Annotated in this window: 14 protein-coding genes and 1 pseudogene; 12 read left to right on the forward strand and 3 right to left on the reverse strand. The window is 39.9% G+C overall.

The features are described 5' to 3' along the window. The coding region (locus DSBG_RS11920) for a zonular occludens toxin domain-containing protein (RefSeq protein WP_083236839.1) at positions 1-594 on the forward strand (594 nt) is incomplete at its 5' end. A 554-nt stretch (positions 595-1,148) separates the two neighbouring features. Next, the gene (locus tag DSBG_RS11925; RefSeq protein WP_068964552.1) at positions 1,149-1,736 is read left to right on the forward strand and encodes a hypothetical protein; all 588 of its coding nucleotides are present in this window, start codon (positions 1,149-1,151) and stop codon (positions 1,734-1,736) included. A gap of 347 nt (positions 1,737-2,083) precedes the next feature. Here the strand turns inward: DSBG_RS11925 and DSBG_RS11930 are convergent, their stop codons facing one another. Further along, on the reverse strand, positions 2,084-2,668 hold the full coding sequence (locus DSBG_RS11930) for a PadR family transcriptional regulator (RefSeq protein WP_068964553.1): 585 nt from the start codon (positions 2,666-2,668) through the stop codon (positions 2,084-2,086). Positions 2,669-3,209: 541 nt separating this feature from the next. After that, positions 3,210-3,410 (reverse strand): hypothetical protein, encoded by a 201-nt coding sequence (locus tag DSBG_RS11935; RefSeq protein WP_068964554.1) that lies wholly within the window; start codon positions 3,408-3,410, stop codon positions 3,210-3,212. 353 nt (positions 3,411-3,763) lie between these two features. On the opposite strand from DSBG_RS11935, the gene DSBG_RS11940 reads away from it, so the two are divergent. The 7 genes from DSBG_RS11940 to DSBG_RS11970 all read left to right on the forward strand — a co-directional run bounded on the left by DSBG_RS11940 (position 3,764) and on the right by DSBG_RS11970 (position 9,993). Continuing rightward, a complete protein-coding gene (locus tag DSBG_RS11940) occupies positions 3,764-4,738 on the forward strand; it encodes an HlyD family secretion protein (protein ID WP_068964555.1) in 975 nt (324 codons plus the stop codon). A 15-nt stretch (positions 4,739-4,753) separates the two neighbouring features. Further along, positions 4,754-5,404 (forward strand): HlyD family secretion protein, encoded by a 651-nt coding sequence (locus DSBG_RS11945; protein ID WP_068964556.1) that lies wholly within the window; start codon positions 4,754-4,756, stop codon positions 5,402-5,404. Positions 5,405-5,419: 15 nt separating this feature from the next. Then, positions 5,420-6,997 (forward strand): DHA2 family efflux MFS transporter permease subunit, encoded by a 1,578-nt coding sequence (locus tag DSBG_RS11950; RefSeq protein WP_068964557.1) that lies wholly within the window; start codon positions 5,420-5,422, stop codon positions 6,995-6,997. Between the two features lie 559 nt (positions 6,998-7,556). Next, the gene (locus DSBG_RS11955) at positions 7,557-8,153 is read left to right on the forward strand and encodes a LysE family translocator (protein ID WP_068964558.1); all 597 of its coding nucleotides are present in this window, start codon (positions 7,557-7,559) and stop codon (positions 8,151-8,153) included. Between the two features lie 5 nt (positions 8,154-8,158). Then, positions 8,159-8,935, forward strand: a complete 777-nt coding sequence (locus tag DSBG_RS11960) for an AraC family transcriptional regulator (RefSeq protein WP_068964559.1) — start codon at positions 8,159-8,161, stop codon at positions 8,933-8,935. A 98-nt stretch (positions 8,936-9,033) separates the two neighbouring features. Further along, positions 9,034-9,540, forward strand: coding sequence for a PaaI family thioesterase (locus DSBG_RS11965; RefSeq protein WP_242877578.1), 507 nt, complete (start codon positions 9,034-9,036; stop codon positions 9,538-9,540). Between the two features lie 12 nt (positions 9,541-9,552). Continuing rightward, positions 9,553-9,993, forward strand: a complete 441-nt coding sequence (locus tag DSBG_RS11970) for a DUF3795 domain-containing protein (protein WP_068964560.1) — start codon at positions 9,553-9,555, stop codon at positions 9,991-9,993. A 283-nt stretch (positions 9,994-10,276) separates the two neighbouring features. On the opposite strand, the gene DSBG_RS24335 is transcribed toward DSBG_RS11970, so the two are convergent. After that, entirely contained in the window at positions 10,277-10,540 is a 264-nt protein-coding gene (locus tag DSBG_RS24335) for a DUF5643 domain-containing protein (protein WP_176716261.1), read from the reverse strand. A 673-nt stretch (positions 10,541-11,213) separates the two neighbouring features. Between DSBG_RS24335 and DSBG_RS21850 the strand changes: the two are divergent. The 3 genes and pseudogenes from DSBG_RS21850 to DSBG_RS23110 all read left to right on the forward strand — a co-directional run. Beyond that, a pseudogene (locus DSBG_RS21850) lies at positions 11,214-11,411 on the forward strand (ArsR family transcriptional regulator); the annotation flags it as partial. After that, on the forward strand, positions 11,398-12,021 hold the full coding sequence (locus DSBG_RS11980) for an SdpI family protein (RefSeq protein ID WP_068964590.1): 624 nt from the start codon (positions 11,398-11,400) through the stop codon (positions 12,019-12,021). The pseudogene DSBG_RS21850 and the gene DSBG_RS11980, both read left to right, overlap by 14 nt. Before the next feature lie 408 nt (positions 12,022-12,429). After that, positions 12,430-12,597: a hypothetical protein gene (locus tag DSBG_RS23110; RefSeq protein WP_176716262.1), complete on the forward strand. Its 168-nt coding sequence runs from the start codon at positions 12,430-12,432 to the stop codon at positions 12,595-12,597. The last annotated feature ends 253 nt before the right edge of the window (positions 12,598-12,850 follow it).

Genomic DNA, 12,850 nt, shown 5'->3' on the forward strand with positions numbered 1-12,850 from the left:
TTTACCGACAAAGAATTAAAACGTGGCTATGACAAACGCTTTTTCTACTTACCAAACGAGCAAATAACCGTAGAAAGCCTGGTAGTCTTCGCCATAGAACACGGCATGATCGAAAAGAAAAAAGAATCCCAATGCCTCGTCGTCATTGACGAAGCAGGAGGCCGCTTTAATTGCCGGGAATCCCTAAAAACAGATCGTGCAGAATGGATCGATTTCTTTTCACAGTACAGAAAACTGGGCTATTACTTCATACTCGTTGCCCAAAATGACCGAATGATCGATAAACAGATCAGAGGATTTGTCGAGTATGAAATGATCCACAGAAAAGTCAATCGCTTCGGACCCTTCCGCATCCTACCATTTACCCTATTTGTCTGTGTAGAAAAATGGTATGTAGTAAAGCAAAAAGTTGGTGCAGAGTTTATCTTATATCGCAAACGCATTGCCAATCACTATGATACCTACGCAATGTTTACCGGGTTCAAACTCAGTCAGACATTACTCGATAAAATTACAAACATCCGTGCACCAGTACCATTAAATCAGCAAATCCCTGTTACAGCTATATTTGATAAATCTGGAATGAACGATTAAAAACAAAGACTATGTGTCAGTGAGTGGGGTACTCGGGGGCCCCCGCCACTGATACATAGTCAATTTATTTGGATTAAATACTTATTATTAGGGTTATTAACAGTGGAGGCAACCGTAGGGGGGCACCTAGGAGGGATAACATTTGTGACAAAAAGTAGTATATTTAATAGAATAGAATATAATAGAACAAGATAATGCCATAGTAATTAGGTGTTTACTGAAAAAATTAATATCCAATAAAATGAATAATTATACAATGAAAATATAAAAAATTAAAATATAGTTACATAAAAGTGAAGTATATGTTGACATTTTTAGCAACGAGATGCATACTATGTATAAGAAGTTCGCTCACTGCGAACACTACAAATGCGCTAATCAAGTTTCCACAAATACGCTTCGCAATGTGCGGCAAAAAACATTGCTGTTACAAACACGCTTCACAATGTGCGACAAAGGAACATTGTTGTTACAAACACGCTTCACAATGTGCGGCAAAAAAACATTGTAAGAAAGTCCCAGACTATTGGGGCTTTCTTTTTTAGGGGGATATTATGCAAGAGAGCGCCATGTATTTCGGTAAAAATGAGATATATGAAAAAATTAGGGCTGTTGGTGGGCAATGGAATGATTCAAAAGACCGACCTTTGGTTTGTTTAATTGAGTCAACAGAATATCAAGGAATTTATTGGGCAATACCTGTAGGAAATTGGAATCATCGAGATGAAAGCGGTCAAAAGAGAATTCAACAATACATTTCTTACCCTGATAATGATTTAAGATCATGCTATTATCACGTTGGTAAAACAAATATTAGATCAATTTTCTTTATTAGTGATGTAATTCCAATAACCAAAGAATATATAGAAAGAGAATATATAGGTTTTGGTGGAAATCCATATGTCATTAAAAATCCAAAACTCCTAGAAGCTCTTACAAAGAAATTGAAAAGAATCTTAGCTTTTGAATCTTCAAAAAGAAATGCATTTAGGCAACGCATTACGGATGTCAAACATAATTTAATTCAGGAATTAGAACAGCGGAAAATTGAAGAAGTTGCCACTGTCGAAGAAACAAAGACTCCCGTTCAATTACATATTGCTCCAACTGAAATTGGAACCACAAAAGCGCCTATTGAATAATAAATTAAATAAAATACAATCCTGGATTTAGGTTCCAGTGAGTTGGGTACTGGTATTGTCTACTGGTTGCCAACGACGAGGCTATTTTTATGCTTAAATTCAGCCTTACAATGCAGGGTTTTAAATAGTGTAAGCTCGCCTCCACCAAATAAGTACTCAATAATTGATACAATTAATGAACATAAAAGGTCCAGCAATGCTGGGCTTTTCGGCTTTCTAGGGCAGATGAGCATCGTTTAAGACGGTGCTTTTTAGTTTTTTTGCAGCCTATTCGTTGAAAGGTATAGGAACCGTTAAAAGGTTTGAGGAAACGTTAATGTGATACGGCTTTACATCAATCTAACAAATCAGTCCATAATTTTCTCAAAATCTATAATGGTGAAATCAAAAGTTTCATGTTTGTCATATAAATTTCTAATCCACCTACACCATTTTATCCCCGATTGAGCATCAATGATTCCCTTTTGAATCAGAATATACCCTCCAAGTATTAAGTTATTTATGGGTTCTGCTTTACTATTTACATTTGTTTGCATGTCCTTTAAATACTTTTTGTATCTTTCCAACTGCTTCTGGTATCGGGCTTCAATTTGCTCCAGAAGGATTTCAACAGTAGCATAGTCAAAAATCTCGATGCAAAATGCCTTTAGGATCATCTCATCTTTGATAACTGCATCCTCCAATGGAGAAACAATCCACTTTTTTAGAGCTGTCATTCCGTCTTCTGTTATACTATATATTTTCTTATCAGGTTTACCCTGCTGATCTATTGAAGTGTATCTTGCGTACCCTTTTTCTTCCAGTTCCGCGAGCAAAGGATATATGGCACTATGATTAGTATGCCAGAATCGGTTAAGGCTTAGCAGCAAATCATAACCTGTCTGAGGCATTATTGATAAAAGGCTAAGTAATCCATAAGATAGCTTATTCAATAGAACCCCTCCGATTATCTCAAGATTGGTATATTACAAATAGTGTTAGTTTACATATTTATTTTATGTCATTATCCACGTATTGTCTATTAGAGCTAACCTTGCCCTATGTCAGTATTGACATAGGGCAAAATGGGTGTAAAATTGTACACAAGTCATATATCAAAATTGACATATGCGTGTGTACGATTTTTATATCGGTAGTTGTCAAGATAGTCGTCGCATAAACTCAAAAATCTTTATCATGATAGGGGCAACTGAATAGAATTAACGAACTAAAAACGGGACGCTCGGCGCTGGACAGAAGGAATTTTTGTGATCTGCGATCAAAAATCCCTTCTGTCCTCCAGCATATTTGTTCGTTTGTGTCACTGGGATATCAGCGCGCATATTCTCGGCCTTTGGCCCCCGATATCCCGTGTGGCACCCTGACACTTAACTCGTTACTTCGATCACAAGCCTTATGACGCATCCGTTTTAGACTCTGGCTGATTATCCTTCCAAGTTTTTTGGGATTCAGCCATACTTCTTTAGGCAAGGTTTAATTTTCTTGTTTGACGGTCCAGCGTTCTGGATGGCGAGCTTTCGCAGCCTCATAGAGCTCGTGACGTTTCTCAACTATCCTTTTGCCCATGTCCTTCATTAAGAGTGGTAAATCTGCTCCAAGTGTCCCGATCTTACAGCAACGTTGATAGGTTTGTAAGGATATGCTAGTTTCTTCACAAGCAAGCTGTTGACTCACCCCGCTTGCTACTGTTTCTTAATTCCAGCTCAATAATTATAATGCGATTCGCAGTGCTGGTCAGACCTCCTCGTCATTTGGTCAAATCGATTATTTTTCTTAGAACTAGAAGGGCAACCGTTTCAGCGAGCACTGACTCTTTGCGCTGAAGCACTTCTTCACCTGCCTTAACTCTTTTTCCATTTCATTTTCTCGCCGTTGTGCGAGAGCTAGTTCCTGAGCTACTCCGCCATTAGGCTGCATGCAGTTGTCCTGCTATAAGCTGGAAGGGATAAGGTATCGCTCATATACTGCTAATTAAATAGCAGACGAAGATACTGTGCGTAAACATATACAAGGAGGTCGAAATCAAAATGAAGAGAGTCATTCCAATTACTTTACTAGCCGTCTTATTATTGGGCGGATGCAGCCAATCCAGCAAGCCGAATATAGTGGCATCAGCCACTCAAACAACGCCACAACCTCAAGAGGTCTATATCATGACAGGTAAAATTGAGGCAGAAGATCAGGCTGCCGTTACAAGTAAAATATCCGCAAAAGTCGCGCAAATAGCCGTAGATGTGGGTTCACAGGTAAAGCAAGGGGATCCGATTATAATCCTGGATACCAATGATATTCAAGCTCAGGTAAGACAGGCTGAGACGGCAGTTTTGACTGCTCAAGCAAACTTGAGTAGTACCTTGGCAGGGTCTAGACCTGAACAAATTGACCAAGCTCAGGCATCTCTGGATAGTACCAAACAAAGTTATGATACTGTAAAAACCAATTTCGACCGCATGCAGGCACTCTATGACCAGGGAGCGGCTTCACACCAGCAGCTTGAAACTGCTCAAACCCAGCAGGTAGCGGCCGAAGCACAGTACAAGTCAGACCAGGACCAGCTGAGTATGCTAAAACAGGGGGCAACAAAGGAAACGATCAGCATCGGGCAGAAGCAGGTAGAACAGGCTCAGGCGGCTTTAGAAGTTACAAAAACCCAGTTAAACAATGGGACAATTGTAGCACCCATATCAGGGACTGTGATCGCAAAAAATATTAATGCCGGTGAACTGGCAACTCCCGGTACAGCCTTGGTTTCAATTGTAAATACTGAAAGCCTGTATGTGAACGCCTACCTTCCTTCGAGGATGGTTGGGCAAGTAAAACCGGGACAGCAGGTGATTGTAAAAGTTTCAGAAATTCCGGATAAAAAATTTGAAGGTGAAATAACCGTTGTGAATGCTGAAGTCGATTCTCTCAGCAAAAATGTCTTGGTTAAAGTTGCGCTCAAAAACCCGGACTCCAAATTAAAAAAAGGAATGTTTGTAGAAATTGCTTTAAAAAAGTAAAGGTAGGGATAACAAATGAATGGAAAACGCAAGGTGTTGATAATTGCCATATTATTCGTGATGGTGGCCGCATTAGGAAGTGTTGCGCTTTATTATTGGTATAACGGCACATATTTTGTTTCAACAGAGGATGCAACGGTCACGGGGGACTTGGTTAAAGTCAGCCCTCAAATTTCGGGCAAACTGCTTGAATTCGATGTTAAGGAAGGCAGCAGGGTCGTCAAAGATCAGATTTTAGGACGTGTGGAAATGGATAACCTTTCAGACAGCATTGACCAGTCGGCAATCAGGGCACCGATTGATGGAATTGTGATTAAGAAACAAGGAATCGTCGGAGAAATTGAATCTGTGGGACAAACGCTTGCAGTGCTCGTTGATCCCAAAACCTTATACATTAATGCCAACATAGAAGAAAAGAAATTGGGAAGGATTCACCCCGGGCAGACTGTGGATATAACCATTGACCAATTCGAAGGTGAAAAATTTACTGGGACAGTGAACTATGTTGGTCAGGCATCCAATTCAACTTTTTCGTTGCTTCCTTCCTCTACCAGTGGAACCTTTACAAAAGTAGTTCAGAAAATACCGGTGAGAATTGAATTTGACCAGCATGACGAGCAGTTGTTACCGGGGACGAATTCGTTAATAAAAATTCACGTAAAGTAGCGGAGAGGTTTAAAGATGCAAGAACAAAAAGACAATGGGTTCTACAAATGGATGGCTCTGTTTGTAGTGATAATTGGAACTTTTATGTCGATACTGGACAGCAGTATCGTTAATATTGCTATTCCCAAATTGATGGCGGTATTCGGAGTATCTCTGGATAGTGTGCAATGGATATTGACAGCGTATACGCTTGCCCTGGCGGCAATTATCCCACTCACAGTCTATCTGGGAGAGATTTTAGGAACCAAAAAGTTATACATCATTGCCCTGGCAATGTTTACAATGGGCTCCTTAGTCTGTGGATTTGCATGGAGCAATAGTTCCATGATCGTATTCAGAGTGATCCAGGCGCTGGGCGGCGGTATGATTATGCCTGTAGGAATGTCCATTATTTTAGAGGTTATTCCTCCTCATGAACGAGGGATGGCTTTCGGCTTCTATGGAATTGCTGCTATGGCGGCGCCTGCCATCGGTCCAACGTTGGGTGGGTTTATTATTGAGAAACTGGACTGGCGTATGCTATTTCTTGTAAATGTTCCTATTGGGATCGTCGGCGTTATAATGGCTGCGATCATTTTGCAGCCATCGAAGACAAAGCCTATGAAGGGCTTCGATTTTATCGGCTTTGCTTCCTCAGTCATTGGTCTGGTGAGTATATTATATGTCTTGGGAGAAGGTTCTGCCATCGACTGGGGAAATGTAAAAAATCCACTATTGATGATTCTCGGATGTGGAAGTCTCTTAATATTTGTCGTCAATGAACTGACTCATCCAGCTCCTCTGCTTGATTTACGGACGCTTAAAATCTATGATTTTGGAATGAGTCAGGTGGCTAGTTGCGTTACTACCTTTGCACTAATGGGTGGGGCCTATGTAGTTCCGATATTTTTACAAAGTATGAGAGGGTATACTGCAATGGAAACAGGTCTAATCATGCTTCCTGCGGCGCTGGCCACGGGAGTTATGATGCCCATTAGTGGTGCCCTTTTCGACAAGGTTGGAGTTAAGCCTGTAGTAATCCCGGGATTGATTATTTTAGCTATATCCTCCTATTATCTTTCCTTCATTAATATGAATACCAGCAAAGAAACTATTATTTTCTTGCTCTCGGTTAGAGGGATCGCTCTAGGACTTGCGATGATGCCGGTAAGCACGGCTGGAATGAATGCGGTTCCACGGGAGAAGAACGCAAATGCCTCGGCTCTAAATAATACCATCCGTCAGATTACGAGTGCCCTAAGCATTACAGTGATGACTACCATGATAAATAGCCGTCTACACGATAATTATGCTAAATTGTCCGGGCAAATTACAAGCTTTAATCCCCAAGCGGCAAACTTTATAAAGCAAATTCAAGCGCTCTTTACGATAAATCATTATTCATCCGCGGAAGCTCAGGCAGCGGCAACCTCTACCCTGTATGGAATGGTCTACAAACAGGCCTATCTGGATGCGATGGATTATGCAACTGCACTTTCGGTTATAGCAGTAATCGTAGCGATTATGTTTGTACTATTTATGAGCGGAAAAAAGAAATTAGCTTCTAAAGATGATCAAAACGAGGAAGCCGGGCATGCTATTATGTTCGAATGATCTGACGTCAAAAATCTGGGACTATTTACATTGAAAAAGAGGAACCGGATAAATGGAACCCAATAAGAATTGGATTGTAAGCGAACGCCTCAGAGAAGAGGCTATAGACTTGGATTTATTTGAACAAGCCAAAATTTAGGTGCAAAATGGGAGGATGAGACAGTTATTCGCATCAGTGTTTCTTCTTATCGAACAACTTACGAAGACATTGATCGTTCCGTAAAGGCATTTGCCGAGGCAAAATGGGAGGCGTCTTTATCTGCAACAATTTCTAATTGATTATCAGCAATCATAGTTAAATAAAACGCTAGTGCTATCTATTGTTTATTGATGTTAGGATCTCTATTTCCTATTCCAAAAGCTAATCCATACACTACTCCAAAGGCTATTGCATTAACAAAACTACTTTTGTCTGGAAATAAACTATCTTTAGTCATGAAGAACTTTCCTCACCCTTTTTCTATACTTGAGTCCGAGAAAGAACGTCTGCAATAATATACTATAGGCCTTAGATTTGAAGATGTATAATTCATAAAAAACTTCCAAAGGAGTTTGCCTCATGAATATTACATCTTTTTTAATATACTGCGTTATTGTCACATTTACGCCCGGTCCTACAAATATTGTTATATTGTCCACAGCTCATAACTTTGGGACAAAAAGGGCAATGGAATATTCATATGGAGCAACTGTTGCTTTTGGTATATTACTTGGTATTTCCGCTGTATTGAATACTGTGCTTTTAGCCCTAATACCAAAGGTTTTGCTAATTATGCAGGTAATCGGAAGCGTCTATATGCTCTATCTTGCTTATCAAATATACAAGATGGATGTATCGGATTCCGCAGGAATACAAACCGGTACTTTTATTTCTGGCTTCCTTATGCAGTTTATAAATCCTAAAGTCGTACTGTTCACAATGACAGTGATTCCAAGCTTTGTTATGCCATTCTATACTGCTCCGCCTGCACTCGCAGTATTTGTTGCAGCTATAACAATTATCGGATTTTGCGCATTTATTACGTGGGTTCTCTTTGGTGTAATGTTCAAGGAATTTTTGAAGAAATATCAAAAGACTGTTAATATTATTATGGCGTTATTTTTGGTCTATTCTGCGATCGTGGCATCAGGGATAGTTCAGCTAATAAAGAGGTAATTAATATGCATAGATTTATTTATAAAAAATTAGCAGGTATTACTGCATTATCAGCAAGCTTTACTGATTTTAAATATAAAAAGCACTCCCATATGGAGTATGCGTTAGGTGTAACACTGCGGGGTATTCAGGAGTATAACCTAGAAGGAAGTTTACAGTTGTCATATCAAAATGGCGTCATGCTTTTTAACCCGGAGCAGCCGCATGACGGTATGGCACACGATAAGACAGGTCTTGATTATGTTATGGTATACATTGAGCCGAAAATGTTTTTAGAAATTCTTGAAAAGAAGGATATCGTCCGCTTCTCTTCTCCGATTGTGTATAATGACAGGCTTCAACAAATAATACTCAACCTTTCTTGTGCAATATTAAGCGGAAAAGATGAAGCATTGTGCAGTGAATTACTTCTATCTCTTTCGGACAGCTTTACTCAGCCCAATCTTTATATGAGTTACAGGAAGGACAATGATTTAACCCAAAAAGCAAAGGATATGATTCATTGCAGGCTGGAAAATGTACTAAGACTTGATGACATTTCCAGAGAACTTGGCCTTTCAAAATTTCAGTTTATCAGAATGTTTAAAGCCAGTACCGGAATTTCGCCATATCAATATTTTCTAAACTGCAAGGTAGAGCTGGCAAAACAGTTAATAGAAAAAAGCAAGGATGTTTATTTAGCAGTAGCCGAGTGTGGTTTTGTTGATTTAACCCATTTAAATAAGCATTTTAAAAGCATCTACGGAATCACTGCATTTGAATATATGTCCTACTTAAATTAGGGCGGCATAGTGACAAATGACGGCACTCTTATAAACAGCTTTTTCATGAGGCAGACAAGCCCCTGTAATTTGCGAATATAAAGAAAGGCGTGAGCTATATGGCGGAATCAAAGAGTGGTTTCACCCCACAAACCCCTGATTTTTTAAACCGTGTTCAATCAAGTTTTGCCCAGCAATCGGTAATGAATTTAATCGGTGCGGAACTCGTTAAGGTCCTTCCGGGTGAAGTTGAGATTTCAATTCCGTTTCGTGATAATCTTACTCAACAACATGGTTTCCTGCATGCAGGCATTATAACAACCATCGCTGACAGTGCCTGTGGTTATGCGGCCTTTAGTCTAATGCCTGCCGGCGCTTCGGTCCTGACAGTTGAATTTAAGGTTAATCTACTTGCCCCAGCGAAGGGCGAAAGGTTTGTAGCCAAAGGGCTGGTAGTCAAGCCGGGACGGACTATAACTGTTTGCTCAGGCGAGGTTTTTACTCTAAGATTCAAAAATGCCCAAATTGGTTGCCACAATGACAGCAACGATGATGACGCTTCAAGGTCGTCCCGGAGTCGCCGAGGGTTAAGAACCTTGAAATTCTATGTGATAATTAGAAGATAGAGGGATTAAAGAATGAATGGTGAGACTAAAGCCAAATTAGCTGTTTGTGGACTGGATTGTACAAGATGCGCCGACTATAAAAATGGTGAGATCAAGAATTTGAGTGCCAGACTGACATATCTGCTTAGAGGTTATGAACGAGTGGCAAGTCTGAAGTCGATAAGTAATCCTTTCTTTAATGAATATCAAATATTTCTCGAATTTCTCCAGCACTTTGCCCAGGGAGTTTGCGGTGGTTGCCGGAGTGATAATTTACGGTGCCCTATCGAATGTCATGCCAAAACTTGCCATCGGCAACATGGTGTGGATTTTTGTTTTGAATGCAACGAGTATCCTTGCAACAAACAATTTGCAGGCAAGACCCGAGAAAGATGGCTGGAGCGAAACAATCGAATGAAGGAAATAGGCGTTGAGAATTATTATTTGGAACAAAGTAAATTACCCAGATATTAAAGACAAGCCTAATGAAAGACGTCTTGATGTCCATAATCTTCAAATTCCGCTAATCCGACAAATGCCGTCCAACTACATAAAGGTTGGACGGTATTTATACGTCTCGGCAGATCCCGAAGAGTCATCTATTCTACGTTTAGGAAACTGCCTGTTCTGCGAAGCCGAACGCCCTTAATATTTTTCCTTATACATAGCGTATTATTTATCTAATATTAACTTCAAAAGCCTGTTCTTCTAAAACGGATTTATGGTCACTGGAATTCTTGTAGCTATTCTCTCCTACTTACTGAGGTTCTCCGTAGTAAACGACAACCGGCGTTATCTTTAACTTCCTGATCTTGGCGTCCAAAGTGTCATAGATCCAAAAACTTGATTTTACCCCGGTTGATCCTGAAACCCATTTTAACTCATTGCCATTCTGATCCTGGACTATAAAGTGTATATCATAAGAATTATCCTGCAAAACCTGATCCTTCAAAGTAAAATTAAGTACCGTCGATACGGGGGAGGGAAATGTTTTTCGATATTTGCAAATATACTCAAGCACCCACGCATGGGGGCACGGCCAATGAGCAAATAAAATAATCCTGTTCTCTAATTAACTTCTCCAACCTTTTGATATCCAAGTGTTTGGTCCAAAGTAGTATGGAAGCAAGACTTGAATGTGCTGTATATCTCAAGGGGTAACCGTTTTAAGTACAATCACATACGATATAGTAGACAAGCCAAGTAAAAATGTAAAAAGAAGGTGTCAGTATGGTATGTCATGAAAATGAAGATGGTAGCCTTACTTGCTATTTTCCACTCCAAGTATGCACCTATTATCCAGATGGCACTGTTATCTGTGTTCCAAGGTGGGGTAATCTACTGGGTGGTATTCTACTAGCAGTTATGATTAGCTATCTGCTAGTTGTTAGACTACGCTAAGTCATCACTGGCGTCGCTTTAATTGCTAGCTGCACAAGTATAAACTCCTGTCATTAAGAACTATGTTTATTTAAGTCCGATAAAATAGGTTAATTAAGTAACCGGCCGAAATACACCCTAAGAATAGAAAGACCACTCATAGCCATTAATGAGTCAGATTACGTTAAGCAGTACCGGCACCGTTTCAAAAGGTGCTGGTGAATATCCCACAAATGCCGTCACAGCTCTAAGGTGGGACGGCATTATTGTTACATCATAAGAAAAGTGCAAGCTGCATCTGACCAAAGGCGGCTGGTGAAATTGCGGGCCACTTTTCACATTCTCAGCCGACAATTAGCCGTCATTTGAATGTGCTCAAAAATGCACATTTGATTGTCGATCAGAAGGAAGGAACATTTATTATTTACAGGCTCAACACAACAATATTGCAAGAATGGCTTGGGTGGCTTATTGAACACTTTGGAGGTGGAGATAGTGATGGGAAAGAATAGGGCAATGCCGTGGTGGGGTTGGCTTACATGGGTTCTAGCAATAATACTAGGAATGGTGGCTTACACTCATCTTCCTGCACAGGTTGTTGGCAATGCGAACCGAATGACTCCGCGTTTATTAGTGGTTTTGTATGAACCAGCAATCATACTCGGCATCATTCTTTTATGGCACGTGCTATGGAGGGTTGATCCAAAGAAAAAGAACTACGAGTCCTTTTGGCCGTCTTATCGATATATCGGTGGCGTCATTGTCGTATGTATTAGCTTAGTGTACCTGACGGTGATCGGTCATGCTTTAAATATCGCATCAATGCGATTAGTCCCAACTGTTATTGGTATCATGTTCATGCTTTTAGCAAATGTTTTACCCCGTATTCAACCAAATTGGTGGGTCGGATTCCGCACGCCATGGACTATATCGAGTACAGAAAGCTGGAATCGGACGCATCGATTAGGGGGACAACTGGGTATTCCAGCGGGAATTCTTATAATAATTCTTGCCTGGATTTTACCAACAAACTTTGTGATGAGGTTGGCTATTATCATACCGGTACTCCTATGGGTGCTCATTACAGTTGTGGCTTCGTATTTTTACGCTAAAAAAGAGTAATTGTTCTAACTGAGGGCACTGGCAGTTATTGATGTCAGTGTCCTTTATATATAACTGGGATCAAGACCTTAAGTATTTGTTTTTTTGATCTATGCCGTCCAGATGGTTCTTTCAGTATTGTTTATACGTATATGGTAATAATTGTTTTACTCGAAAGCTGCGTTAACTGCATTGTTTGGTTGATGGTGGATTGATTCAATTATTTCATTTGGATTGACATACATTGTGGTAAAGGAAGGTATCGAAGCCATGCAAGAAGCTCGTGGAGTGGAAGATACCTGTAGTTGCCATGATGATTGAACCTCGGTTCGAGGTTTTAAGCATTCTATTGTAATGATTCTATGGTTAAGGTGGAATGATATATTTACTAATATGTCTATTGCTCAATAAATAGAGGAGGTAATAAAAATGGCCAAGCATTATAAAGACTCGAAAAAAATAGCAATAACAAGCATGACTCCTATAAAGGCCACTGTTGAGATGGCAGAGAAGGCTATGGAAAATAATAGTCCCTTACTTGCAAATGCCCTTTTACATGAGGTGGAGGATCTCATTCATGAGGGAGAAAAAGAATGAGGAGAGGGCTGTTGAAAATATTCGGAAATACCTCCCTTCTTGGAGAAATGACCCCGTTTAAGCAAATGCACCCCCTTGATCATCAAGCAGGAGGTGTATCGTTAAATTGTATCTAAGAATGCGTTTTTTAACCTCATAATCTCAAATAAGAACTCTATAATTGATACAATTATAGAACATAAAAAGTCCAGAATTACTTAGTAATACTGGGCTTTTCGGCATTTTAGGGAAGATTGAGTTATCGTTTAAGACG

Origin of the sequence: Desulfosporosinus cupriresistens (assembly GCF_001707885.1) — a bacterium.
Lineage (GTDB): Bacteria > Bacillota > Desulfitobacteriia > Desulfitobacteriales > Desulfitobacteriaceae > Desulfosporosinus.